We start from the raw sequence: 25,599 nt of genomic DNA on the forward strand, positions 1-25,599 counted from the left end.
AAAAAATGGAAAACCAGTAAAATTAAGGATTAATTTTCAGGTGATTGATGGTAACGAAAAATCGAAACTTCAAAGGGTTGTAGCAATTTCGGTAAGGCAATAATTTCGCCAACTTGTAAACTTGTCGAGAGTAAAACTTCCCAATTTTTAGCAGGAATCGCTCGATCGAGATCGAAATTCTTTTCATAAGAAAAATTAATCACCACTAATATGGTTTCCCTTGCTGTTTCTCGTAAATAAGCTAAATGTTCATAGGGATAATTAATCAGTGGTGTCCAACTTCCTTTCCGCAACGCTTCACTTTCTTTCCGCAATTCAATTAACTGACGATAGAAACTTAAAACCGAATCTTTTTCCGTTAATTCTGTCTCCACATTCACCGTTTTATAATTATCATGTACTGGCAACCAAGGGGTAATATCTTTCCCAAAACTAAACCCTGCTTGTGCTGAAGTATCCCATTGCATCGGGGTTCTTGTGCCATCTCTAGACGGTAAACATTCCTCATCTAAACAACTAATTGCCGCTTGATCTCGCACCTGTTCTAAGGGAATATTCTCATGGTTGATCATTCCTAATTCTTCCCCATAATATAAAATAGGAGTGCCGCGAACCGTTAACAGAATTGTTGCTGAGGCTTTCGCAATGGCGGTGGTATCAAAGCATAAACTACATTCTGACCAACGAGAAAGATGGCGAGGGAGATCATGGTTATTGAGGAAATAAACTGACCAAGCATCGGCGGGAGTTAAACGTTCTTTTTTCTCAATTTCTCTTTGTAAATAACCTGGATACCAAGGACTTAAAGGAAACTCAAACGTCAGGGGAAGATGTAACTCATCATTATTTGCGCCATGAAAAATCACAGAATCATAAAGACGATTATCTATGAACGTTTCCCCAATTAAAACTCGGTGATCATATTCATCAATAATACTTCTAATTTCTCGGATTATTTCATGGTTTTCGGGTAAGTTTTTGTCATAAATATGATATTGATCTTTGTATTTTTTTTCGCTACCTCCAAATTTTACAGGATTATTCCGAAAGTATTTATCTTGACTATAAACACTAGACGCATCGAGACGAAACCCATCCACACCTAAGTTTAACCAGTAGCGAATAATTTCATAAATCGCCGCCCTTACTTCTGGGTTGTGCCAATTGAGATCAGGTTGATTAGAATTAAAAGCATGATAATAATATTGTTGTCTTTGTTCGTCATACGTCCAACCTATTCCTCCAAAATAGGATAACCAATTGTTGGGAATACCCCCATCGGGTGTCGGATCATGCCATAAATACCAATCACTTTTCGGATTATAACGGCTCGATCGCGCTTCTAAAAACCAAGGATGTTGATTCGAGGTATGATTAATGACTAAATCCAGAATGACTTTTATGTCTCGTTGATGCGCTTCTTCTAGGAGTAACTTAAAATCATCCATCGTCCCAAAAGTTGGACAAATATCATAATAATCACTGACATCATAACCATTATCAAACATCGGTGATTGATGAATCGGAGATAACCAAATCGCATCTACTCCTAACGCATTTTCTTGTTTATCCTTACCCGTATTTAAGTAATCTAACCGTTGGATAATTCCCTGTAAATCGCCGATCCCATCTCCATTCCCATCAGCAAAGGTTAAAGGATAAATTTGATAAATGACACTTTCTTTCCACCATTCAGGTTGTCTTGTAAACATATTTTTTTGAGGAGAACCTATACTAATTTACTCCTATATTTTACTGTAACTAATTTTACCGTAAACGATCTGAATGGAAAATCGCTCATTGACCGTAGGGTGGGCAATGCCCACCCTACAAGATGTAACATATACTTTTTAAATTGGTTTACAATTTTACTGATCTCTTAAACTAAATAACAATTATGCTACAAGCAATTATTTTTGATATGGACGGATTACTAATAGATTCTGAACCGTTTTGGCAACAAGCGGAAATAGAAATTTTTGCCAAAGTGGGACTAAATTTGACTTCTAAATTGTGTGAACAAACAATGGGTTTAAGAATTGATGAAGTCGTTAATTATTGGTATCAACGTCATCCCTGGGAAGAGCCTTCTCAAGAAGAAATCGCCCAGCAAATTGTCAAAAGAGTAGTTGAATTAATCGAAACTCAAGGAGTCGCCAAAACAGGCGTTTATCCTTTATTTGAATGTTTAGAAGAGACCAATCTTCCTTTAGCTTTAGCCTCCTCTTCTGATTATGTTCTTATTGAAGCTGTCATCAAACGCTTAAACTTACAAGATAAGTTTACCGTGATGCAATCAGCAACGGCGGAAAAGTATGGAAAACCTCACCCTGCGGTTTATCTTAGCACAGCAGAAAAACTCGGAGTCAGAGCAACCAATTGTTTGGCGTTAGAAGACTCCTTCAATGGGGTTTTAGCCGCCAAAGCTGCGAGAATGATCTGTTTTGCGATTCCAGAAGGCTACCCACAACCTGATCCTAGATTTGTGATTGCTGATCAGATGTTTCCCTCCTTGCTAGAAGCGAAAACGGCTTTGATCGAATTGATCAATTGATCGCAAAAGTGTTAAAGTAGCCCAACAAAATGTAAGGGACCCGCACCACTAATTAATTCAATCATCAACGCTACAAAGCCTAACATCGCTAAACGACCATTCCAAACTTCAGCAGTGGTTGTCATTCCCCATTCCCAACGTTCTTGGGGATACATTTTTAGATTTTTCTTCAAAGGAGTAACTTCCGCAAAGCCTCGATCGGGCGACTCTAAGGCATTTTCCACGCAATTTGTCAAGGCTTGGATAAAAGTTGCATCCGTGTTTAAGGCGGGAACGCGATGGAAATTTTCAATCCCAGAGGCTTCTGCTAATTCTCGGTATTCAATATCAATTTCTTGTAGGGTTTCGATATGTTCGGAAACAAAACTAATGGGAACAACTAATAAGTCTTTTACCCCTTGTTTCCCTAAATTTTCGATCGCCTCTTCTGTATAGGGTTTTAGCCATTCTACCGGACCGACTCGACTTTGATAAGCGAGGGTATGATCATTAGGACGGTTGAGGGTTTCCATAATCAAACGAGTGCATTCCTCAATCTCGTATTGATAGGGATCACCCGCCTCTTCCACATAACTGAGGGGAACACCATGGGCGCTAAAGAAAATATGCACCTGTTCTGGTTGAGAAAACTTATCTAATTCTTGGGCGATTAAATTCGCCATCGCTTGTAAATAAGCGGGTTCATCATACCAAGACGGAATGACCGTGTAGGGAATTTTTTGTAACGCGGGGTCTTTCTGCCAAATGCGTTCGAGAATGCGGAAACTTGACCCACTGGTGCTAATGGAAAAATGAGGATATAACGGAAGAATGACGAGTTTTTCTAATTGATCTCGTTTAATGCGAACCACTGCTTCTTCTGTAAATGGATGCCAATAGCGCATTCCCACATAAACCCGTGCGTCTTGTCCTTCCGCTTCCAATTGTTGTTTCAGCGCCCGCGCTTGTTCCTCTGTGATTCGGCGTAGGGGAGAACCGCCCCCAATTTGTTTATAATTTTCTTGAGACTTGCGCGATCGCGCGGTAGAAATTAACCAAGCTAATGGCTTCTGTAACCAAGATACAGGTAAACGGATGATTTCTGGATCAGAAAACAAGTTGTATAAAAAAGGACGAACATCCTCCAATTCATCCGGTCCACCTAGATTAAGCAGTAAAACCCCGACTCGACCCATAATAAGTATTGTTGATAAAGTTTAATTTTTCAGTTTCTTTATTAAGTTTAACAATATCTTGCTAATTGAGTTAATCTTGCAAGAAGCATCAGAAATTCCCTGAAAAACCCTGATAGGATGGAATTGTACCATTTTAGATGTTGGAGAGGACAAGAATGATCGCTCTGAATGTTCCCACAATCAAATGTGAAGGTTGCGCCGAAGCCATTACCAATGAGATTAAAACCCATGATCCCAATGCTCAGGTGAATGTGGATGTAGAGAATAAAATTGTTAACGTGGAAACCAGCGCCACAGAAGCCGCCGTGAAAGACATGATTACCGCCGCTGGGCATAGTGCAGCGTAAAATTAACATTAGTTCAGATTGAGCTTAATTCTTGAGTTATGGAGCAATTTCCCTTTCGCTCAGAAACCTTCTATTATTTCGCCTATGGCTCTTGTATGTGTCCCGTTGATCTCAAACGCACGTTACAAGAGGAGGCTTACCCCTATATTATCGCGCCCGCCACTTTACCCCATTATCGTCTCGGTTTTTATCATCGTTCCTCTCGTCGCAATTGTGGCGTGTTAGATGTTGTTCCTGATGCTAGTGCTTCAGTAATTGGCGTTTTATACCAACTCCCAAACCGCTTTAGTGAAGCGTTAGACATTCGAGAAGAAGTTCCTACTCAAGGGTATCGACGAGAAGCGGTGAGCGTTCAATGTCAGGGGAAATGGTATCACGGCGTTCGCACCTATACGGTAGTGAATAAGTTACCCCAAGAAATTCCGCCGAATGAATGGTATTTTCATGTTGTCTTGCGCGGTGCGACCACTTGCGGCTTGCCAGAAGATTATCGTTGGCAGTTGTTCTATCAAATGTATAACTTGCGTCAAAAATATGAGAGTACCGATAAAATATCACAAAGGAATGAATTTCTGGGAAAATAGCTGTGGCACAATTTGATCATCCTTCTCAAATCCCCCCATCTGATGCGATCGAGCCAGATCACTCTCTTCATGCCAGCACTGACAATTGGTTTGAGTATGGGATTCGAGTTTATCCTCATCATACCGATTACATGGGAGTGGTTTGGCATGGAACTTATATTCACTGGTTGGAAGAAGCAAGAATTGAATATCTGCGTTCTCTAGGCTTAGACTACAGTGAATTAGTGGCGCTAGGTTGCGATTTACCAGTGGTTGATCTCTCTTTGCGGTATCACTCCCCTTTACGCTTAGGGAATGACGCGATTATTCGCACAAGAATGAATGAAATGTCTGGGGTGAGAATGCACTGGGATTACCAAGTTCAATCTTTAGACAGAGAAACGAAGTATCTCACCGCACAAGTTACTCTAGTGGCGGTCGATCGAGAACAAGGAAAGATTATGCGGAGTTTACCGCCGACTGTCAAGGATATTTTAGTTAAATTACAAAATTAGAACAAACTGCACTGTAGATAGACTAATCTCCTAAGATGATTTGGTAAGATGCACCTTATAGAATTTGGAGATAAGAAAAAATGATAAATATTTTAATGCAAGCGGAAGCCGCAACAGAAGCTGGTGGCAGTTTACCCATTTCCTTTACTGCGGTTTATGTTGTTGGGTTTATCGCGGCGGTTACGATCGGCTCGATCGCTTGGTATAATTCTAAACGTCCTGCTGGTTGGGAAGGACAAGATCGTCCCGACTGGGTTCCCGAAGTTGATACGAAACAGGACGAAGAATCAGAAAATAAGTCTTAAACTTCAAGATATAGTCAAAACCTGCGAGGGTAGCCTTTGTAAGGGGGGAATCCCCCCTAACCCCCCTTTGTAAGGGGGGGAATCCCCCCTAACTCCTCACAGTATGGCGGAATCCCCCCTAACCCCCCTTTGTAAGGGGGGAATTCCCCCTAACTCCCCACAGAAAAAGTAGGTTGGGTGGAGAGAAGCGAAACCCAACACCAAGCAGTTACCATGTACCAGTAGTTCTTAAACTTAATTAGTCAGTAAAAGTGAAAGATTGATCGATTATTAATTTACTGCTTACTGATCACTGGTCACGCTTTATGGGGGTTGCAAATTTATCGTAATAAAATTATATGGAAAAATGTATTGTTACAGGGGCTGGGGGCTTTGTTGGCTCTCATTTAGTGGATGCTTTACTCGCACAGGGGAAAACAGTAATCGGAATTGATGAGTTTAACGATTATTATGACCCGAAACAAAAACGAACGAATATCTCCAACGCTTTGGCAGATTCTCGGTTTCAGTTAATTGAAGAGAATATTCTTAATCTAGACTGGACAACACTTTTAGCCGATGTGGATGTCGTGTTTCATCAAGCCGCACAAGCGGGAGTAAGGGCGAGTTGGGGTCAAACGTTTTCCTTATACACAGAACGCAACCTCAACGCGACACAAGTTATCTTAGAAGCGGCAAAGGAAGCACCACAGTTAACGCGATTGGTTTATGCGTCTAGTTCTTCCATTTATGGGAATGCGGAACAATTACCGACTCCTGAATCAACTTGTCCGCAACCTGTTTCTCCTTATGGGATTACTAAGTTAGCAGCAGAACAATTATGTTGGCAGTATCATCAATGTTTTGGTGTGCCAGCGACGGCGTTACGTTATTTTACCGTTTATGGTCCCCGACAACGCCCTGATATGGCGTTTCATAAGTTTTTTAAGGCGGTGTTACAAGGGGAAGCTATTTCGATCTATGGTGATGGGTTACAAACTCGTGATTTTACTTTCATTCAGGATGCGATCGAGGCTAACCTTTTAGCAGGATCGGTGGCGGAAGCGGTGGGACAAGTGTTTAATATCGGTGGTGGGAGTCGGGTTTCTTTGACTCAGGTTTTAGAGAAGATGGAAGCGGTGACGGGGAAACGCATCGATCGAAATTATCTCCCGAAAGCCACTGGAGACGCGAGAGACACTGCAGCAGATATTAGTAAGGCGCAAAAAATACTAGGTTATCATCCCCAAGTGGATTTATTCACGGGATTAACTCAGGAATGGGAGTGGATGCAAAGGAATTATTATTAAATGTTTGCCCCCTGACCCCCAATTCTGGGGGAATTTGCCCCCTCACCCCCAATTCTGGGGGGGATTTGCCCCCTCACCCCCAATTCTGGGGGGATTTGCCCCCTCACCCCCAATTCTGGGGGGATTTTCCCCCTGACCCCAATTCTGGGGGGATTTTCCCCCTGACCCCCAATTCTGGGGGGATTTTCCCCCTGACCCCAATTCTGGGGGGATTTTCCCCCTGACCCCCAATTCTGGGGGGATTTTCCCCCTGACCCCAATTCTGGGGGAATTTGCCCCCTCACCCCCAATTCTGGGGGGATTTTCCCCCTGACCCCCAATTCTGGGGGGATTTGCCCCCTGACCCCCAATTCTGGGGGGATTTTCCCCCTGACCCCCAATTCTGGGGGGATTTGCCCCCTGACCCCCAATTCTGGGGGAATTTGCCCCCTGACCCCCAATTCTGGGGGAATTTGCCCCCTCACCCCCAATTCTGGGGGAATTTTCCCCCTGACCCCCAATTCTGGGGGAATTTTCCCCCTGACCCCCAATTCTGGGGGAATTTGCCCCCTCACCCCAATTCTGGGGAAGGGAGTTAAGCATTTTGCTAGATTGATGAGAATGCGCGAAGAAATATGTACAATTGTAAATGATAGCTCTCATTTTTAATCATACCTATGGAATCTGCAACAGTAATTAGCCTTTCAATTGGCGCGATTGTTTTAGCTGTAACCGGTTATTCTCTCTACCTTTCTTTTGGTCCTCCTTCTGCGGAACTAAGTGATCCATTTGAAGATCACGAGGATTAACACTTCTTTCTAGGAAAAGACTCTTTAATGTCGGGTAATCCCCCCCTTTCAAAGGCTAGGGGGGATTCTCCCCTTTCAAAAAGAGTCCTGAAATCTCCCCCATCTCCCTTGTCTCCCTTGTCTCCCCCATCTCCCTGCCTCCCTTGATTTCATTCATAATGAAACAGCCCTGGGGGTTAGGGGGGATTCTCCCTAGCCTGATGAAAGTTTGGTCTTAATGGTTTCCACTAAGGCTTCGATCGCTTCGACAGTGGTAAAATAATGCACACAAGCGCGAATACAATCAGGATCAGCTAACGTTCGTAAGAGAAACCCCTCTTTTTCTAATTCGGTGACAAAGGGTTTATGGGAAATGTTCTCTAACTGAAAGGAGACTAAACCCGCTTCTGGGGGAGAGGTGCGTAAACAATGAATCCCTTTGAGATTAGAAAGGCGTTCCCACAGTATTTTACTTAATTCACAAATTTTATGATAACGTTCGGTAGTAGTTCCCCATTGATGATGTTGCTCGATCGCGCTTGTTAATCCCATATACTGAGGATAAGCGGCCGTCGCCACCTCAAACTTCCGTCCATCTTCTTTGTAACTCACAGGTTTTCCTCGGTCATCCAGATTAATCCCACGCCAACCGATAAACGTAGGACGCAAATCACTAAAACTCGGTTTGGAAATATACAACCCACCCACGCCCGCCGGACCACATAGCCATTTATGTCCAGTAAAGGCATAAAAATCAACGTCAGTGTGGGGTAAATCTAACGGTAATGATCCCACCGACTGCGCCGCATCCACCAAGACTTTTACTCCCTGTTGATGACAGACTTCCGTAATTGCTTTTAAGGGAAGCACCTGTCCAGTATTCCACAACAAATGAGATAACACCACCAACTTTGTATTCTCTCGCAGATGCTGTTTAAATACCGCCGTTGGATCACCTTGATTGAGAGTGTCCATAATCGGACAGGTAGAATAGTTAATTCCGAAACGATCGGCAATTTCTTGAATGGTGGCAATAATCCCAGGATGTTCACAGTCGCTGAGAAGAATATGATCTTGCTTTTGCCAACTCAGTCCCCATAACGCTATATTACAGCCAACGGTGACATTTTCTGTGAGAGTAATCGTTTCTGGGGTTGTTCCTAACTCCTGCGCGATCGCCTGACGGGTGTTGGCGCTTTCTTCCTGTAACCACGCATTAACCCCTTGGGAAAAAGGCCCCTGTTCTTGGATTTTATCATATCCCTGCTCGATCGCGCTCAAAGTTTGCGGTGATAGTGGCCCTTGTCCACCAAAATTAAAATAACCTTTCTGTTTCCAACCCATGTTTAATTTCCAGCATTGTCCCCTTTTAGCCTAACGGTTTTCTTGCCCTAAGATCAAAAGTTATTCACTCCTATATTCTTTCGCCCCTAACCCATCAATAATGTTGTTAAGTGATATTGTCCTTTTAGATTATAAACGTTGTAATCGTCGCCCCTTTTTAGATTTTTATGGTGATCCTAGTGAACAGGAAGAAACCAGAGAATTTCTCTTAAAACTGCGAGAAGAAAATCGAAATCAAGTTTTAGACATTCTAAACAATACTATCTATTATCAACTGGAAACCCCTTCCGAAGACTGGAGGAATCGCGGTCGAGAAACACTAGAAATGATGGAAAAAGGGGTTGATTGTATTCTGAATGGGGTATTATGGCAAACGGGTTTATCGGGTTGGAATATTCCGTTTTCGGTTCAGGAAACGGTAACTTTGTTGGCAACTCCCAGTTTATTAATTAAACAACCAGGTGATTCTATTTTTGGGAATTGGCAATACGAAGCAGTGAGTATTAAATTAGGTCGTCGTCCGAAGCCAGAATATAAATTAGTTGCTTCATTTCAAGGAAAACTTTTGTCAATGATTCAAGGAACAGAATTAGTTAATCCGCGTTTAATTCTTAAGTCTCGGAGTGAACATTCTGTCAACTTAAATCTTTGGCTTTCTCGCATGGAAGAAACCTTAACCGCGATTTTAGCAATGTTAATTTCTCGACAAGAACCGGAGGTATTTATTTCTCGACAACGTTGCAGTTTATGTCAATGGCAAGGGTTCTGTTATGAGGTGGCACAAGAACAAGAACATCTTTCTTTGTTACCTGGTGTGACACCGAGTCGTTATGAAGTTTTAAAGCAATTAGGGTTAACTTCTTTAGCGAGTTTAGCACAGGGAAATGAGCAGTTATTAGCGGACAATTTTGGAAAAAGTATTGCTTCTGATCTCAAAAAACAAGCGATTTCTACCTTTTATAAAACACCTTTGTTAAAATCAGGTTCTCCCGCATCTATTTTAGAGACAATTCCCACTGCACCTCGCGAAATTTACTTTGATATTGAAGCTGAACCAGAACGAAATTTAGACTATTTACTCGGTGTTTTAATTGTGGATTATGAAGAAAATACCGAAACATTTTATCCCTTAGTTGCGAAAACGCCAGAAGCAGAAGCAGAAATCTGGGAACAGTTTTTAGATTTAGTTTTCCTTGATCCCTATGCTCCGATCTTCCATTATTCTAAATATGAGGCGGAAACAATTAGACGGTTGGCTACGCTTTATAATACTTCACGAAAACAGGAACAGTTGCTACAAAAACGGTTAGTTGATCTACACGATCGAGTCACCCGATTTCTGATTCTTCCCACTGAAAATTATTCCTTAAAAACGATCGCGCAGTGGTTAGGGTTTCAATGGCAAGAAAAAGGAGTCAGTGGCGAACAATGTGTCTGTTGGTATGATCAATGGTTAAAAACGTACGATCGCGCTCTTTTAGACACAATTATCCGCTATAACGAGGATGACTGTCGAGCTACCTATCATCTCAAAACTTGGCTAGTTAATTTCTTATCTTCCTCTAGCCAAATTTGGAAAGATAAATAATATCAAAGGAAGGGTAATTGCTTATAATTGGTGTTGGGTTTCGCGTGGAGACGTTTCATGGAACGTCTCTACCCAACCTACTTTTTTGTCCTTTGTTCTTTGTTTTCTAATGACTAATTGGTGTTGGGTTTCGTAAACTCCACCCAACCTACATGGTTGTCTAGTTGGGGGAACTAATACTATTTTCAACAATTGGCACTACACACCAACCCATTGTTCCCCCCTTTCAAAGGGGGGTTAGGGGGGATTTATTGTAACTCGACTTTTCCGAAATGGTATAACATCATATTTATGGTTTTTGTGCGATCCAATATTTACTGACAAAATGGTTTTGAACATCATTGAGAATAAAACCAGCTTCCGTGAGTCTTTCCCCTAAATCATCATGGATATAGCTTTTATAATAAGGCTCATGGAACATTGCAGGGAAGTTTTCCATCATTGGCATTAACTCTGGATTTTCCATTGCTTGTATCGAATCGCAAATGACAAAAATGCCTCCAGATTTCAACACTCGAAACACTTCATTAATGACATTTTGACGGGCTTGGGGTGGTAATTCATGGAAGGTAAAAACACAACTTACACCATGGAAAAACTGATCTGAATAAGGAAGACTCTCGCCATTACTTTGGATTAATTGCGGTAATTCTCCTGGAATTTCTGATAGTAGTTGATTCGCTTTTCTGAGATACGCTGGGGATAAATCTGTTCCATGTAAAGAAACTTTGGGTAACATTCCTCGGATATTACGAAGGGTGCGCCCAGTTCCACAAGCCACATCTAAAACTTTGGTTTCTGAAGAATGGAAAGAAGCCACTTCTCTTAATCCGAGTTTCAAGGGGGCTAAAATCCGTCGCCGCATCGCGTCTGCTGCTCCATTGAATAATAATTCAACTTGTAGATCATACAAGTTTGCGGATAAATCGCTGAGATAACCATTGGTTTGATGATGGAAGTTTTGCAGATAATATTGGGGATAGCCTTCGGTGTCAATGTCTGGAGAAAATTCCTGATACCGTTTATTTTGTATCCGATCCCAAATCGATGGCAAATCTAACCAGACCATCGGATAATAGATGAAAAAATCATCCCAAGGATTGTCAAAAAGTAAGTCAGTGGGATAAATTCCTTTTTCGGCTTCTTCCCAGTCTGTTTCTAGCAATTGATTCAAGCGTAACCGCACCTGGTTTAATATGTCTGGGGGTAAGGATTGAACTTCCTCTTCTTGTTGTGGAAGGGCTAAACTGGTGATGCGAGAACTAATGGTTTTATGAGTGAAGGCGAAAATGTTCTTACTTTGCTGAAAGGTGTTATAGGCTAACTTGGTTAAAGGATTTAAAGCTCGATCGAGTTGGTTAGAAGATGCTGTGGAGTCCATAATCCGCTTCTTAGGTACTGTATAGTTTTGTTAAGATTGCTTAGAAATTATTATAGCAATCATTGAATATCCGCCCCCTAAGATAAAGTAGGTTGGGTGAAGGGAAGCGAAACCCAACAGCAATCAGTAAAAGCGAAAGTAGTTTCGCCCCCTAACCTCCAAGTTTGGGGGAACTGGAAGTTTCGCCCCCTAACCCCCAAGTTTGGGGGAACTGAAAGTTTCGCCCCCTAACCCCCAAGTTTGGGGGAACTGGAAGTTTCGCCCCCTAACCCCCAAGTTTGGGGGAACTGGAAGTTTCGCCCCCTAACCCCCAAGTTTGGGGGAACTGGAAGAGAGTTGATTGCTAGCTAGGTCTTACCAGTCATCGAGTTACTATAATTCCACCGTATAAGTAATGCCAAAAACCGTCACTCGATCGCCATTCACTAATTTTTTACCGCGACGGGTTTCGATTTCATCATTGACTAAAACTTCTTCATCCCAAATTATCATCTTTGCTTCCCCTCCAGTTTGTGTAATGCCTTTATATTTGAGAAATTGATCAAGTTTAATGGTTTCGTTCATCTAGGGAAAGGATAAAAAAAGTATTTTAACGTAAAACTTAAGTCTTGTTAAGATTTTAATATAACTAAGCTAAGTTTAGCCAAGTCAGCAAACAAGATGAAAATTACAAACATTCACACTGCGAAAACATCTCTCTCACAACTGATTGCATCAGCATTAGAGGGAGAAGAAGTGATTATCAGCAAAGCGGGTAAACCGCTTGTGCGTCTGATTCCTTATCATTCTAGCCAAGAGCCTAGAATACCTGGAGACTGGGAAGGTCAAGTCAAAATGGCTGATGATTTTAATACGACTCCTGAAGAAGTCATTGAAGGCTTCTATGGAGAGAAAACATGAGTTATTTACTGGATACTCACGCGCTACTTTGGTGGTTAGATAATAATCCTACTGCTTAATTTACTGATTCTAACTGAGAAGAAAATCTCAAGTCCTTCAGAAAATACTATAAAGTTATAATATTATGTTCAACTCTAATTAAATCACAAGAATGTCTTATCAAGAGATTAATTTACACAATCGGGAACATCAAATCATCAGCGCGATCGAGCGTGATAATCGCAGTTTACCAGATTCATTTCGAGAAGCAAAATACAAAAAAATGTCAAATTCTCCCTATTTGTTTTTACGGGGAACTAATCATTTCAATATGCGGATTGCGTCCAACAAGATTATCAAACCTTTCTCGCCTATTTTGAACCCAAATCTACATAATAAATTGGGGTTATAAATCCAGCACAATGCGAGCAATATTAAAGTAAATTAACACGCCTAAAACATCCACTGCGGTAGTAATAAAAGGCGCAGACATTAAAGCAGGATCAAGTCCAAGAGAACGGAAGAGAAACGGTAAAGCTGAACCCGCGACAGAGGCTAAAATCGCGATCGCAATTAAACTTAATCCGACGGCGATCGAAACAACCAAACTTCCTTGTAGCCAAAACGACCAAAGTGTCGCCACTGATCCCAAAATTAAGCCTAATAACGCGCCCGCGAGTGCTTCTCGAAAAATCACATAACCCACCCCTAAAGAACGGATTTCATCGGTGTTTAAGCCTCGAATGACAACCGTTGAAGACTGCGCTCCCACGTTTCCCCCCGTACCCGTTAAAAGGGGAATAAACGCGGCGAGAGTAACCACTTGTTGTAAGATGTCTTCTTGGGATTGAATAATGCTACCCGTGACGGTATTGGTTAGTAACAAGACGAACAGCCAAACCACTCGTTTACGAGCTACCGCGAGGAGGTTGGTTTGGAAGTAGTTATCGCCGTCGGATTGAACGCCGCCAAGGGTATAAATGTCTTCTGTGGTTTCTTGTTCTAAAATGTCCATGACATCATCAACCGTGACGACACCGACTAAACGCTGTTCTCGATCGACCACTGGAATCGCTAATAAATCATACCGTTGAATCAAACGCGCCACTTCTTCTTGATCCGTATCGGTGTAAACGGAAACCACTTCCCGCGTCACAATTGCTGAGAGGGGCGCTTCAGGAGAGGCTAACACTAAATCTCTGAGAGAGACAATTCCTGTGAGGTGACGAGACGCATCGGTGACATAAAGATAGTAAATAATTTCCGAGGCGTTGGCAAGATTGCGAATCCGTTGTAAAGTTTGCTCTACCGTTAGACTATCTTTAAGGGAGATATATTCTGGGGTCATAATGCGTCCCGCAGTGTCTTCCTGATAGCCTAAGAGTAAAGCGGTGTTTTGACGCTCTTTTGGACTCATTTCTGCCAATAAGCGCCGCACTACCTTCGCGGGGAGTTCATCGAATAAACGAGCGCGATCGTCTGGGGACATTTGATCCACAATTTCGATCACTTCTTGACGCTTAAATTCTTCAATTAGTGCTTGTTGGACGCTAGAATCAAGATGTTCGTAAACTTCGATCGCTTCGGTTTTGGAGAGGAGACGAAACGCGATCGCCTGCATGGATTCTGGCAAATTCTCGATCGCTTCGGCGATATCCACTGCTTTCACGGGAACAAGCAACGATTTTGCCCCTTCTAAGTTATTCTTTTCCAGTAGAGCTTCCAGTTGATTTCTGACTAACTCAGGAATTTCACTATGGGGGGTGTTTTCGATTGAAGATACAGATTCAGCCACAGCAACTTCTCCTAACCGATGCAATCATATCTACTATATTAGGGTTTGCTGAAAAAGTTAATTAGTTGGCGTAGTAAGGCAAAAGGCAAGAGGCAAGAGGCAAAAGGCAAGATGGGGAAGATGGGGAAGATGGGGAAGATGGGGAAGATGGGGAAGATGGGGAAGATGGGGAAGATGGGGAAGATGGGGAAGATGGGGAAGAAAAATTGTCTCCCTTGTCTCCCATTTCTCCCATTTCTCCCTTGTCTCCCTTGCACTTTTTTGAGGAGTTAAGAACCTTAAAGCCTCATTGGGTAAGGGTTTCAGTTTTATTCAGGAAGCCCTATATTAGGTTTCAGGATGATTCGTTACGCTCGATCGAACTGGATAATTTTTTCTGCTAAAATTAGACTCAGGGTTGGTGAGGACGTTATATCCTAAGATTAGGATTGAGTTTAAGGTAAATTTTAGGAGTAAATTATGACAGAACCCACTAACACCAATGATCAAAGCAACGAAACCAATGTTTCTCAAAGTAGTTCTATTGAAGTGAGCGATCGAACGAACTCCTTAGTGGATCAAAATATGCCCAATGCGTCTGATCAAGTGAGACAAGAAACGAAACAACTCATAGAAGCAATCACTCGTAAGGCACAATCAGAAACCCAAAAAGCGGGAGAACTTGTCCAAGAAAACTATCTTGAGGCGGTGCGTAACATTCGTACCGAAATCGAAAAACTCAATCTTGATCCTGAAAGAGTCGAAGAGTCCATTAAATTAGTCCAAATGGATGCGGAGAAAAATTGGGAGTCTTTAGTCAAAGAATTTGAAGACTTTGGCAATCGTCTGAATGAAGCGGCGCAAGCAGCTTGGTCAATTTTAACCGCTTCTGATGATGATTCCGATTCTTCCTCTCAATCCAAGTAATGATCTAATCATTGGGTGGGCCTCCCCCACCGCAACACCGATTAAACATTTAAACGCCCTGTGGTAATCAACTGATCGCCGACTGCTGATAAAAACCAACAGAATCCCGATCGCGATCGCACCAGCACCGAGAAACTTTCCCGCGTTGGGCATTGTAAAAAATAACAACACCCCAAACGTCAGGAACAAAATTGAGCCATCCGCAGCGACACCGCTCATTGACTGACTCCCACCTGTGATGAATTATTTTGTTTGGCAATCTCTTGTTTTAACACCGAAAGCGCCTCCGAAAACTGCGGATCAGCAAGAGTGCCAATTTGCGTGCGATCGCGCTGTAACGCCTTTTGTTCTGCCTCACTAATTTCCGAGACGACATCGGGAGCAATCCCTTCTTCGTTGATATCCCGTCCATCAGGCGTTAAATACTTCGCCACCGTCACCGCCAAACCAGAGCCATCTCCTAAACCGCGCACCGATTGCACCAACCCTTTACCAAAGGTTTGCGTGCCGACAATCACTGCTCGCTCCTGATCTTGCAATGCTCCAGAGAGGATTTCACTCGCACTTGCCGAACCGCCGTCAACCAATACCACTAAAGGTTGATCCGTCAAAGCATTCCCCTTCGCCCGTTGGGCATCTACCTCTCCTTGACGGTTGACAGTAGAAACAATTTTTCCTTCATCAATCCACATCCGAGAAATTTGAATACTCGCTTGTAGTAATCCTCCTGGATTCGATCGTAAATCCAAAATATAGCCCTGTACTGATTTTTCCTCAAACTCTTGGATTGCAGTTCGCATTTCCTGGGCAGCATTAGAGTTAAACTGATTGAGGCGAATATAACCAATTTCTCCCCCTTGCCGCGTTTCGTGTAAACGAGCTTTCACAGGATGCACTTCAATCCGAGCGCGAGTAATCTCATAATCAAACTCTTGCTCCCGACGTTGAATGGTTAAAGTCACATTTGAGCCAGGTTTCCCCCGAATCAGATTAACCGCATCATTTAACTCCATTCCTTTCGTGCTTTTCCCATCAATCGCAACAATTAAATCTCTTGCTAAAATTCCCGCTTCATAAGCAGGAGTCTCTTCAATGGGAGAAACCACTCGAATGTAGTCTGTTTCTTCATCTAAAGCGATTTGGATTCCCACTCCAGTTAACTCACCAGAAGTGTCAATTTGGAGATTTTTAAATGCCTCTGGGTCCATGAAACGGGTATAAGGATCATCAAGTTGATCCAACATTTGATTAATTGCCTGATACGCTTCCTGTTTGTCTTCATAGGAGCGATCGAGATATTCTTGTCGTACCGCCTGCCAATCAACTTGATTAAAAGTCCCATCAACATACTGCTGATTAATAATTTGCCACACTTCATCAACCAATTCTTTGGGACTTTCTCGGAAAAAGGCTTGACTTTGAGATAAATGAAGTCCTGCACCAGTAACCGCAACTGTTGTTAACATGGCTGCGGTTGCTCCCAGAACTAAGCCGCGTTTTGTCATTACCATAAGTCTTAGGGGGATTGTAATTTTAAAAATATGAGGAGTTAAGCCTACCCTAGCACAGGTTTTAATTTGGGAAAAACACTAGGCAATATTACGGTAATATAAAAGTGAAGACTAGTATTTATTCTCAAAATAATTATGAGTTTTAGTTATTCCCCAGTTAATGAGATTCAAGATCAACGCCAAGCATTAAGGCGACAAAAGCAATTGGAAAAGATGCAAGGGGTTTGGCGATCGATGCTCACCCTCAGTTTTGCCACTGGCTTAATCTGGTCAAGTTTCCAACCGCAATGGACAATTAACCAACTGGAACAAGTAGAGATTCAAGGGAACGAATACCTGAGCGCCGAGGCACTGAAAAACATCGTCAAGGAAACCACCCAACAATCCATTTTAACCCTAAGCCCCGATCGCATCGAGGAAATTTTACAAAATCAAGCTCCCATTGCAGAAGTCACCGTCGCCCGTGACCTTTATCCCCCGCAAGTAACGATCGCCATTGAAGAGCGAGACCCCGTCGCCTTGACAATTCCGAATTCGGCTGCAATCAACCCTTTAGCAGAAGGATATTTAGACGAAAAAGGAAACTGGATGTCAAAAGAGAACTACCAATCATCAGAAACCTTCCCCACCGTAACCCTAAAAGTCATTGGATACCGACCCCAATATCGCCTACAGTGGGCGCAAATTTACCCACAATTGCAGACTCACCCCCTAGAGATTACCACAGTAAATTGGCAGAACCCTGCTAACCTCATTCTAGAAACCGAAATCGGGGAAGTCCATTTGGGGGGAAACCTAGAAAGCCTTCCCAAACAACTCGAAGTCTTAGCGCAATTTCCCACCCCCCTTGAAACCCCATCAGGGGAAAGCATCGACCACATCAACTTAAAAAACCCAGACTATATATTGATTGAAAAACCTTCGGAAATTAAGAATTGATCATTAATTAAAAATGATGGATAATTTCCACAATTGATGATTCCATCTCGGTTCAAAGTTTCCCCACTCTGTCTTTTAAAGATTCGCTTAAGGTATGCTGATAGTAATAATTCCGTTATTTTTATTTCTATAAATAATTAGTTCGAGATGATCCTTCCCCCACTGTTGCTCTAAGACTCTAATCTGTAACCATGAAAACTGAAAAGCAAAAATCCCCGAAGTTTGACGCCTCCTTAAGTATGTCCGAAGAGGACAACCAGTCCAATGGTTTGGACAACTTCAACCTCGACGACTTACTCAACTCATCCCATAACGATCGCGAAAAATCAACCAGAGAAAAAGCAAGGAGTAACAATATCGTGCCTGGAAATGTGGCAAAAATCAAAGTAATCGGTGTTGGTGGTGGCGGTTGTAATGCTGTCAATCGGATGATCGCCAGCGATGTTACAGGCGTAGAATTTTGGGCAGTCAATACCGACGCACAGGCGTTGTCTCGTGTGACCGCCCCCAACAGTCTGCAAGTGGGAGAAAAACTCACCAGAGGCTTAGGTGCAGGGGGGAATCCCTCCATTGGACAGAAAGCAGCCGAAGAATCGCGAGACGAAATTTCTAATGCCCTTGAAGAGACTGACTTGGTATTTATTACGGCAGGTATGGGGGGCGGTACTGGCACTGGAGCCGCCCCAATTGTCGCAGAAGTGGCAAAAGAAATGGGCTGTTTAACGGTCGGAGTGGTAACGCGACCATTTACCTTTGAAGGGCGCAGACGCACCAGCCAAGGGGAAGAAGGCATCGCGGCACTTCAAACTCGTGTAGATACGCTGATCATTATTCCCAATGATAAACTGCTCTCTGTCATTGATGAACGAACCCCTGTGCAAGATGCGTTTCGGGTTGCTGATGATATCCTCCGTCAAGGGGTGCAAGGGATTTCCGACATTATTACGATTCCAGGTTTGGTGAATGTGGATTTTGCCGATGTACGAGCGGTTATGGCGGATGCTGGTTCAGCGTTGATGGGAATTGGTACGGCTTCTGGAAAGTCACGGGCTGCGGAAGCCGCCACTGGCGCGATTTCTTCTCCGTTACTCGAATCCTCCATTCAAGGGGCGAAAGGCGTTGTCTTTAATATCACAGGAGGAAGTGATTTAACCCTGCATGAAGTGAATACGGCGGCGGAAACCATTTATGAAGGGGTGGATCCCAATGCCAATATAATTTTTGGTGCGGTGATTGATGACGGAAAAATGGAGGGAGAAATCCGAATTACAGTCATTGCGACGGGATTTTCTGGGGAAGAAACCAGCAAACCCACCAAAAAAGAAGCAAAAACAACCGCCACCAAGAAACCAACACCTCTTTCCCAAAAAGAGAGGAAAGAAAACACTGATCAAGGGGATAAGAAAGAGTTAGATATCCCAGAATTTTTACAACGTCGTCGCAATCGTTAGGGAGGGGTTTTAATGAACTGTCCAACAGCTTTGACGATTGCGGGTTCTGATAGTGGTGGTGGTGCGGGAATACAGGCAGATTTGCGGACATTTGCCTTGAATTGCGTTCATGGGATGAGTGCGATTACTTGCGTTACCGCTCAAAATACGATCGGAGTGCAGCGTGTGGATGCTCTTCCTCCAGAAGCGGTTTCCGCTCAAATTGAGTCCGTTGTTAGTGATATGGGGGTGCAAGGGGTAAAAACGGGAATGATGCTAAATTCGGGCATTATTCAGGGGGTAAAAAGCGCGATCGAAGCCTACCAGTTGGAAGAGAGGTTAGTTGTTGATCCCGTGATGGTGTCACGCAGTGGCGCACAATTACTTGATGATACTGCGATCGAGCAGTTAAAACAATTGATTCCTCTGGCTTGCTTAGTCACGCCTAACCGTTACGAAGCGCAACTCCTCAGTGGAATAGAAATTAAAACAATTGATGACATGAAACGAGCCGCCGAAACCATTTATACTTATGGCGTAAAGGCGGTATTAGTTAAAGGGGGCGCAATGTTAGGAGAAAATCGAGGCGTGGATGTGTGGTTTGATGGAGAAACCTTTGATCTCTTGAAAACAAAATCTGTAGAAACCAAAAATAATCATGGTACAGGTTGCACCCTTTCCGCTTCGATCGCTGCTAAAATTGCTTTAGGAAAAGACTTAAAAACCGCCGTTGTCGAAAGCAAAAATTATGTCACCCGTGCTTTAGAATCGGCTCTAGACTTAGGAGAAGGAAACGGACCATTAGGACATTTCTTTCCATTATTAGAGAAATAAAATAATTATGACCTCAAATTATAAATTTCAAGGAATTAATGCCCCTGCTAATAAAAATACACCAACTGTTCCCATGTCAGTTTATCGAGAATTAGCAGGAGAATTACAAACTTATAAAAATCAAATTAATGATTTAAAAGAAGAAAATCGACAATTAAATCAGGAGAATCAAAGTTTACGATCGGAAATTCGGACTTTGATGCAAGCGGTAAAAAAGTTAGAAAACACCTTAAACTATTGGGAAGAAAAACCTCATTATCCTTCATGGAAAACCCCTGTTGATAATCAAGAAAGCGAGACAAATTATGAGTTTCCTGAACTGCATCAAGAAAAGTGGTTAAGTCATCAAGAAGAAACGAATCATAAGATAACTAAAGATGAGGAAAATTCAGAGATTAATGGTTGGTTAGTCGCCGCAATTATTGTGATGATTGTCTTTACATTTTCTGGGATTGGGTTTATGGTAGCACGTCCCCTATTAAACAGTGACCAGTAGGTTGGGTGGAGGAAACGTAACCCAACATCAATCAGGATGTAGGTTGGGTGGAGGAAACGTAACCCAACATCAATCAGGATGTAGAATCCCCCCTAACCCCCCTTTGAAAGGGGGGAAAAGATCAAACCAAATCACCAAGAACAAATAACAAACAACAAATAACAAATAAATATGGGAGAAATTAAAGCATTAAGAGGAACTAGAGATATATTGCCAGAAGAGGTGAATTATTGGCAGCAAGTGGAAACTGTCGCTAAAGAAATTTTGACAAAAGCGGCTTATACAGAAATTCGTCCGCCGATTTTTGAACAAACGGCTTTGTTTGAACGGGGAATTGGTGAAGCAACGGATGTGGTAAGTAAAGAAATGTACACTTTTGTCGATCGCGGCGATCGAAGTTGTACCCTAAGACCAGAAGGAACAGCAGGAGTGGTTCGCGCTTTCATTGAACATGGACTCCACGCCCAAGGGGTGCAACGGCTTTGGTACACTGGACCCATGTTTCGCTACGAACGTCCTCAAGCGGGAAGACAACGGCAATTTCATCAAATTGGTTTAGAATTAATCGGATCGCCCTCCCCTGTCGCTGATGTGGAAACGATCGCCCTCGCTACCGATATTTTAGAAACCCTGGGTTTAAAACATCTCAGTTTACAACTCAATTCAGTGGGAAATAATGAGGATCGACAACGGTATCGTGAGGCACTGGTGGCGTATTTAACCCCCTACAAAGATCAGTTAGACTCAGACTCTCAATATCGCCTCGATCGAAACCCTCTACGGATTCTCGACAGTAAAGACGAACAAACCCAAGCCATTTTAGAAAATGCGCCCCGTTTACTGGATCATCTCGACGCAGACTCCCAAGCACATTTTGAAGCGGTAAAACGCCAACTCACTGCGTTAGGAATCGACTACACCATCAATACCAATTTAGTGCGCGGTTTAGATTATTACACTCACACCGCTTTTGAGATTCAATCGGCGGATTTAGGGGCGCAAGCAACTGTCTGCGGTGGTGGGCGCTATGATGGTTTAATCGGTCAACTGGGCGGAAACGAAACGCCTGCAATGGGTTGGGCGATCGGGATGGAAAGATTGATTTTGCTGCTAAAACAATTGAAACCCGTTCCCAAACCTGAATTAGACATTTATTTGGTTTCTCGCGGCGATCGAGCAACAGCACAGGGTTTAAAAATCGCTCAAACCCTACGTCATCAAGGATTGAGAGTAGAACTAGATTTGAGTGGCAGTCAATTCAAAAAACAGTTTAAACGTGCCGATCGCAGCGGCGCGATCGCCTGCTTAATTATCGGAGATGAAGAAGTAGAACAAGGCACTGTTAACCTAAAATGGATGGCAACCCAAGCGCAATCAGTTTGGCAACAAAGCGAACTAATTGCTAATGGCGACCAACTCCGTCAACAAATCTGGGAAGCAAAGCATCGGGAATAACCGAAAGGAATCATGGAAAACTGGGAATTTTTCCTGCAAAAAATCGGTGAGGAAAACTGGTTGAGGATTGAAACCGCCGCGCCAGAATTTCCCACAGGGCGATATGTCATCGCCGCCCGTGCGGCACACCACGCAAAAGAATCGATCGAAGTGGAAGTGAGGGAACAAGACAGCAAAACTCGAAGCCAACAAAACTCCTGTCAGCTTGATCCAGAAGGATTTGGAATTTTACTTCGAGAAATTGAATTAACCCCTGGGGTGTGGGAAATTCAATGTCGAAGCGATCTGCTTTCCGAATTGATGGGAGAAAGTTGGGAAATTACCCTCACCTTGCGGATTACTTTAGATTTAGAAAAGTCGCCGTTAAGACTCAATCCTGAAGAAAGCAGTGGAGAAGACTTAAACCAGCTTCGATCGCGCTTAATTGATGATGCCGATCAATTTTTACAAGAAGTGGTAACTGAATTATTCCCCTCCTCATCGACATTTCCCGCTTATTCCCCAGAAAAAGTTAAAGATTATTCACTGCAAATTGATCAAGACATATTAATCACCCAGACAAACAAACCGATCATTCTTTCTGGAAAAATATCCACTCAAAAACAACCCCCTCATCCAAAACTTCGTCTTCACCTAACCCTCCGTGATCCTCGTACTGGAAACCTTGTCGCCGAATTATTCCCTCGCCTTCGAGATCAACCTTTTCCACTAACCTTCTGTTATTCTCTCACCGTTCCCTCTCCCTGTGACAGTTATTTGCTTCAGGGAGAGATTACCCTTTTAGAAAGTAACCCCGAACAACCCGAAACAATTTTGGATTCTCAGCCCTTTACCGTCAGCGCCAACTGGGAAAAACTGCAACCCTTCCTTGTCGGTGTCATTACAACCGCAACCGTTTCTCATCCTCCAGCCCCCCTATCACCGTTATCATCAGATCAAAGGGAATTAAGCAACGAATCTTCCCAACGGTGGCGCGGCGTGATTCCCCCAAAACTCAAGAAAAAAGGGGACAATAAAAAGAAAAGTCCTCCCACCCTTCCGAAACTTCCGAACTCAACAAAGGGAAAACCGAAAGAATATGTTTGGTCAAAACCTGATCAAGATACAGAAACGGCTTCCGAGTGGGAATTACTCCCAGAGTTAGCGATTATTTCAACTGACGAAACACAGTAATTGATGATGGACAATTGGACAAAAGAATTTTTGGCGTTTTGTGATTCTGTTAACCAAGAAATAGAAAGTTTCTTTGCAGAAATGGAAGAATTACCGCAATTAATTAACGAGGCGATTGTAGAAATGGAAGAAACTTTAACTGAGGAATTAGAACTATTTTCCCAAGACTGCGAAGAATTATTTACTTTTTTAGTGACAGAGATTGATGAGACGGAAGAGGAAGAAAGCGACAGTGAATTTGTTGTTACTTCTAAAGTTTATCCTGATCAAAATACTCATCCCGCTTGTCAAGGGTGTCGTCACTATCACGGTTATGTTTATGGGGGAAATTTATTTGTTTGCGGAATGCACCCCTACGGTTGGGATGATGAAAATTGTCCCGATTGGGAACAATAGTTGTCGGTTAGGTGGAGGAAATGCAACTCAACTACCAACACTTATTATCCCCCCTAACCCCCCTTTGAAAGGGGGGGGGGAAAGATCAAAAGTAGTAGGTTGGGTGGAGGAAAAGATCAAAAGTAGTAGGTTGGGTGGAGTGAAGCGTAACCCAACTACCAACACTTATTATCCCCCCTAACCCTCTTGGTAAGAGGGGAAAGATCAAAAGTCAGTAGTAGTAGGTTGGGTGGAGGAAAAGATCAAAAGTAGTAGGTTGGGTGGAGTGAAGCGTATTTAATCATTCCCATTCGATCGTGCCTGGGGGTTTAGAGGTAACATCATAAACCACTCGATTCACCCCTTTCACCTCATTCACCATGCGATTAGAAATCGTTTCCAGTAAATCGTAAGGAACTCGTGACCAGTCTGCGGTCATTCCATCTTCACTAGAAATCAAACGCAAGACAACGGGATGGGCGTAAGTGCGTTTATCTCCCATTACGCCAACGCTGCGGATGGGAAGTAACACCGCGAAAGCCTGCCAAAAATCTTGATAGCAATTTTGTTTTTTAATTTCATCTCGCACCACAAAATCAGCATCCCGAAGAATATTTAACCGTTCGGCGGTAACTTCCCCGATGATACGAATCCCTAATCCTGGTCCTGGGAAAGGATGACGTTGAATGATTTCCTCTGGTAAATCAAGAGAACGACCGACTTTTCGCACTTCATCTTTAAATAGTTTCCGTAGGGGTTCAACTAATTTAAAGCGTAAGTCTTTCGGTAAACCGCCAACATTGTGATGACTTTTAATTTTTACGGCGACTCGTTCTCCAGTTTTCGGATCAACGTTGGTGTCCGCCGATTCGATCACATCAGGATAAAGTGTGCCTTGGGCGAGATAGTCAAAGGGTCCCAGTTCTTGGGATTTTTCTTCAAACACTTGGATGAACTCGTGACCAATGCGACGGCGTTTCTCTTCTGGATCACTGACTCCTTCCAGTTGGGCTAAGAATCGATCGCGCGCGTTGACGTATTCCACAGGGATATGAAAGCGATCTTTAAATATCTCAATCAGTCGTTCGGGTTCGCCTTTCCGCATAAATCCCTGATCGATGAACATACACACCAACTGATCGCCGATCGCTTTATGGAGGAGAAACGCCAAGGTTGAGGAATCTACGCCACCAGAAAGGGCGAGTAATACTCGTTTATCTCCCACTTTCCCGCGCACTTCTCGCACTGCTTCTTCCACAAATGCTTCTGGTGTCCAGGTAGGTTCACACTCACAAATTTTATAAACAAAATTCCGAATTAAAACCGCACCACCAACGGAATGAACGACTTCTGGATGGAATTGTACCCCATAGTATTTCTTTTCTGGGTGCGCGATCGCGGCGCAGGGGGTGTTTTCGGTATGGGCTAAAACTTCAAACCCCGTCGGAAGTTTGAGACAAGAATCACCATGACTCATCCACATGGTCGCCCCATCTTCCACCCCTGGAAACAGCGTTTCTTCCTCATCAATGTGTAGTGAGGCTTTCCCATACTCAGCGCGATCGGCGCGTTTGACCACTCCCCCGAGTTGTTGAACCATCACTTGCATTCCGTAACAAACACCAATAACAGGAATCCCTAATTCCCAGATTTTTGGATCAACAGTGGGCGCCCCTTCATCATAAACTGAACTGGGACCTCCCGATAAAATAATCCCGTGAGGGCTGAGTTTTTTCAATTGTTCGGCGGTGGTGCGATAGGGAAGCACTTCCGAATAAACTTGGGTTTCACGAATGCGCCGCGCGATCAGTTCTGAGTATTGAGAACCAAAATCCAGGATCGCGATCATTTGGCGGTTGATGCTTCCTGTAATTTCTGCTTGCTCGATCGCCGCACTTTTTTGGGAGGAGTCTGTTGAAGTAGTCACGGTGGTTTCGGGGTTGATTTACGGTAGTTTTTAAGCGTCCAGATTAGCAGT

At 43.1% G+C, this 25,599-nt stretch carries 28 protein-coding genes; 19 read left to right on the forward strand and 9 right to left on the reverse strand.

Annotation, left to right across the window (positions count from 1 at the left end):
- Window positions 1–29 precede the first annotated feature (29 nt).
- Window positions 30–1,712 (reverse strand): glycoside hydrolase family 13 protein, encoded by a 1,683-nt coding sequence (locus DACSA_RS09465; protein WP_015229538.1) that lies wholly within the window; start codon window positions 1,710–1,712, stop codon window positions 30–32.
- A 185-nt stretch (window positions 1,713–1,897) separates the two neighbouring features.
- Between DACSA_RS09465 and hxpB the strand changes: the two genes are divergently transcribed.
- Window positions 1,898–2,554 (forward strand): hexitol phosphatase HxpB, encoded by a 657-nt coding sequence (hxpB, locus tag DACSA_RS09470; RefSeq protein WP_015229539.1) that lies wholly within the window; start codon window positions 1,898–1,900, stop codon window positions 2,552–2,554.
- An 11-nt stretch (window positions 2,555–2,565) separates the two neighbouring features.
- On the opposite strand, the gene hemH is transcribed toward hxpB, so the two are convergent.
- Window positions 2,566–3,729 (reverse strand): ferrochelatase, encoded by a 1,164-nt coding sequence (hemH, locus tag DACSA_RS09475; protein WP_015229540.1) that lies wholly within the window; start codon window positions 3,727–3,729, stop codon window positions 2,566–2,568.
- Between the two features lie 155 nt (window positions 3,730–3,884).
- Here hemH and DACSA_RS09480 point away from each other — a divergent pair, with 155 nt between their 5' ends.
- From DACSA_RS09480 to psbN, 6 genes are all read left to right on the forward strand, one after another.
- Complete coding sequence (locus DACSA_RS09480; RefSeq protein ID WP_015229541.1) at window positions 3,885–4,076, forward strand: heavy-metal-associated domain-containing protein; 192 nt, start codon at window positions 3,885–3,887, stop codon at window positions 4,074–4,076.
- 38 nt (window positions 4,077–4,114) lie between these two features.
- The gene (locus tag DACSA_RS09485; protein WP_015229542.1) at window positions 4,115–4,660 is read left to right on the forward strand and encodes a gamma-glutamylcyclotransferase; all 546 of its coding nucleotides are present in this window, start codon (window positions 4,115–4,117) and stop codon (window positions 4,658–4,660) included.
- Between the two features lie 2 nt (window positions 4,661–4,662).
- Complete coding sequence (locus DACSA_RS09490; protein ID WP_015229543.1) at window positions 4,663–5,154, forward strand: acyl-CoA thioesterase; 492 nt, start codon at window positions 4,663–4,665, stop codon at window positions 5,152–5,154.
- Between the two features lie 80 nt (window positions 5,155–5,234).
- Window positions 5,235–5,459 (forward strand): photosystem II assembly protein Psb35, encoded by a 225-nt coding sequence (gene psb35 / locus DACSA_RS09495; protein ID WP_015229544.1) that lies wholly within the window; start codon window positions 5,235–5,237, stop codon window positions 5,457–5,459.
- A gap of 338 nt (window positions 5,460–5,797) precedes the next feature.
- Window positions 5,798–6,748 (forward strand): NAD-dependent epimerase/dehydratase family protein, encoded by a 951-nt coding sequence (locus DACSA_RS09500; protein WP_015229545.1) that lies wholly within the window; start codon window positions 5,798–5,800, stop codon window positions 6,746–6,748.
- Window positions 6,749–7,404: 656 nt separating this feature from the next.
- Window positions 7,405–7,536, forward strand: coding sequence for a photosystem II reaction center protein PsbN (psbN, locus tag DACSA_RS09510; protein ID WP_015229547.1), 132 nt, complete (start codon window positions 7,405–7,407; stop codon window positions 7,534–7,536).
- Window positions 7,537–7,728: 192 nt separating this feature from the next.
- On the opposite strand, the gene DACSA_RS09515 is transcribed toward psbN, so the two are convergent.
- Window positions 7,729–8,859, reverse strand: a complete 1,131-nt coding sequence (locus DACSA_RS09515) for an aminotransferase class V-fold PLP-dependent enzyme (protein ID WP_015229548.1) — start codon at window positions 8,857–8,859, stop codon at window positions 7,729–7,731.
- A 100-nt stretch (window positions 8,860–8,959) separates the two neighbouring features.
- Between DACSA_RS09515 and DACSA_RS09520 the strand changes: the two genes are divergently transcribed.
- A complete protein-coding gene (locus tag DACSA_RS09520; protein WP_015229549.1) occupies window positions 8,960–10,447 on the forward strand; it encodes a TM0106 family RecB-like putative nuclease in 1,488 nt (495 codons plus the stop codon).
- A 289-nt stretch (window positions 10,448–10,736) separates the two neighbouring features.
- On the opposite strand, the gene DACSA_RS09525 is transcribed toward DACSA_RS09520, so the two are convergent.
- Together DACSA_RS09525 and DACSA_RS09530 are read right to left on the reverse strand one after the other, a co-directional pair.
- The gene (locus tag DACSA_RS09525; RefSeq protein ID WP_015229550.1) at window positions 10,737–11,828 is read right to left on the reverse strand and encodes a class I SAM-dependent methyltransferase; all 1,092 of its coding nucleotides are present in this window, start codon (window positions 11,826–11,828) and stop codon (window positions 10,737–10,739) included.
- Between the two features lie 372 nt (window positions 11,829–12,200).
- On the reverse strand, window positions 12,201–12,392 hold the full coding sequence (locus DACSA_RS09530; RefSeq protein WP_015229551.1) for an RNA-binding S4 domain-containing protein: 192 nt from the start codon (window positions 12,390–12,392) through the stop codon (window positions 12,201–12,203).
- Between the two features lie 96 nt (window positions 12,393–12,488).
- On the opposite strand from DACSA_RS09530, the gene DACSA_RS09535 reads away from it, so the two are divergent.
- Both DACSA_RS09535 and DACSA_RS09540 read left to right on the forward strand, forming a co-directional pair.
- Window positions 12,489–12,728 (forward strand): type II toxin-antitoxin system Phd/YefM family antitoxin, encoded by a 240-nt coding sequence (locus tag DACSA_RS09535; protein WP_015229552.1) that lies wholly within the window; start codon window positions 12,489–12,491, stop codon window positions 12,726–12,728.
- A gap of 151 nt (window positions 12,729–12,879) precedes the next feature.
- Window positions 12,880–13,119: a hypothetical protein gene (locus tag DACSA_RS09540; protein ID WP_015229553.1), complete on the forward strand. Its 240-nt coding sequence runs from the start codon at window positions 12,880–12,882 to the stop codon at window positions 13,117–13,119.
- On the opposite strand, the gene mgtE is transcribed toward DACSA_RS09540, so the two are convergent.
- Window positions 13,114–14,502: a magnesium transporter gene (gene mgtE, locus DACSA_RS09545; protein WP_015229554.1), complete on the reverse strand. Its 1,389-nt coding sequence runs from the start codon at window positions 14,500–14,502 to the stop codon at window positions 13,114–13,116. The genes DACSA_RS09540 and mgtE overlap by 6 nt on opposite strands.
- Window positions 14,503–14,547: 45 nt before the next feature.
- Here mgtE and DACSA_RS22110 point away from each other — a divergent pair, with 45 nt between their 5' ends.
- Together DACSA_RS22110 and DACSA_RS09555 are read left to right on the forward strand one after the other, a co-directional pair.
- Window positions 14,548–14,775 (forward strand): hypothetical protein, encoded by a 228-nt coding sequence (locus DACSA_RS22110; protein WP_041235418.1) that lies wholly within the window; start codon window positions 14,548–14,550, stop codon window positions 14,773–14,775.
- Between the two features lie 186 nt (window positions 14,776–14,961).
- Complete coding sequence (locus tag DACSA_RS09555) at window positions 14,962–15,408, forward strand: hypothetical protein (protein ID WP_015229555.1); 447 nt, start codon at window positions 14,962–14,964, stop codon at window positions 15,406–15,408.
- On the opposite strand, the gene DACSA_RS21490 is transcribed toward DACSA_RS09555, so the two are convergent.
- Window positions 15,361–15,627 (reverse strand): hypothetical protein, encoded by a 267-nt coding sequence (locus tag DACSA_RS21490; protein ID WP_071880309.1) that lies wholly within the window; start codon window positions 15,625–15,627, stop codon window positions 15,361–15,363. The two genes, DACSA_RS09555 and DACSA_RS21490, sit on opposite strands and share 48 nt — an antisense overlap.
- The gene (gene ctpC, locus DACSA_RS09560) at window positions 15,624–16,919 is read right to left on the reverse strand and encodes a carboxyl-terminal processing protease CtpC (RefSeq protein ID WP_015229556.1); all 1,296 of its coding nucleotides are present in this window, start codon (window positions 16,917–16,919) and stop codon (window positions 15,624–15,626) included. The genes DACSA_RS21490 and ctpC overlap by 4 nt, the downstream gene beginning before the upstream one ends.
- A 135-nt stretch (window positions 16,920–17,054) precedes the next feature.
- Here ctpC and DACSA_RS09565 point away from each other — a divergent pair, with 135 nt between their 5' ends.
- From DACSA_RS09565 to DACSA_RS09595, 7 genes are all read left to right on the forward strand, one after another.
- Window positions 17,055–17,858, forward strand: coding sequence for a cell division protein FtsQ/DivIB (locus tag DACSA_RS09565; RefSeq protein WP_015229557.1), 804 nt, complete (start codon window positions 17,055–17,057; stop codon window positions 17,856–17,858).
- 191 nt (window positions 17,859–18,049) lie between these two features.
- Complete coding sequence (gene ftsZ / locus DACSA_RS09570; protein WP_041235419.1) at window positions 18,050–19,309, forward strand: cell division protein FtsZ; 1,260 nt, start codon at window positions 18,050–18,052, stop codon at window positions 19,307–19,309.
- A 12-nt stretch (window positions 19,310–19,321) separates the two neighbouring features.
- Window positions 19,322–20,122: a bifunctional hydroxymethylpyrimidine kinase/phosphomethylpyrimidine kinase gene (thiD, locus tag DACSA_RS09575; protein ID WP_015229559.1), complete on the forward strand. Its 801-nt coding sequence runs from the start codon at window positions 19,322–19,324 to the stop codon at window positions 20,120–20,122.
- A 7-nt stretch (window positions 20,123–20,129) separates the two neighbouring features.
- Window positions 20,130–20,618 carry a hypothetical protein gene (locus DACSA_RS09580; RefSeq protein ID WP_015229560.1) on the forward strand — a complete coding sequence of 163 codons (489 nt, stop codon included), beginning with the start codon at window positions 20,130–20,132 and terminating at the stop codon, window positions 20,616–20,618.
- 171 nt (window positions 20,619–20,789) lie between these two features.
- Window positions 20,790–22,073, forward strand: a complete 1,284-nt coding sequence (hisS, locus tag DACSA_RS09585) for a histidine--tRNA ligase (RefSeq protein WP_015229561.1) — start codon at window positions 20,790–20,792, stop codon at window positions 22,071–22,073.
- A 12-nt stretch (window positions 22,074–22,085) separates the two neighbouring features.
- Window positions 22,086–23,246, forward strand: coding sequence for a hypothetical protein (locus tag DACSA_RS09590; RefSeq protein WP_015229562.1), 1,161 nt, complete (start codon window positions 22,086–22,088; stop codon window positions 23,244–23,246).
- Window positions 23,247–23,249: 3 nt separating this feature from the next.
- Window positions 23,250–23,642, forward strand: a complete 393-nt coding sequence (locus DACSA_RS09595; protein ID WP_198007764.1) for a hypothetical protein — start codon at window positions 23,250–23,252, stop codon at window positions 23,640–23,642.
- 280 nt (window positions 23,643–23,922) lie between these two features.
- Here DACSA_RS09595 and guaA read toward each other — a convergent pair whose 3' ends face one another.
- On the reverse strand, window positions 23,923–25,470 hold the full coding sequence (guaA, locus tag DACSA_RS09605; RefSeq protein ID WP_156800882.1) for a glutamine-hydrolyzing GMP synthase: 1,548 nt from the start codon (window positions 25,468–25,470) through the stop codon (window positions 23,923–23,925).
- Window positions 25,471–25,599: the final 129 nt, after the last annotated feature.

It is taken from the genome of Dactylococcopsis salina PCC 8305, assembly GCF_000317615.1.
GTDB lineage: Bacteria > Cyanobacteriota > Cyanobacteriia > Cyanobacteriales > Rubidibacteraceae > Halothece > Halothece salina.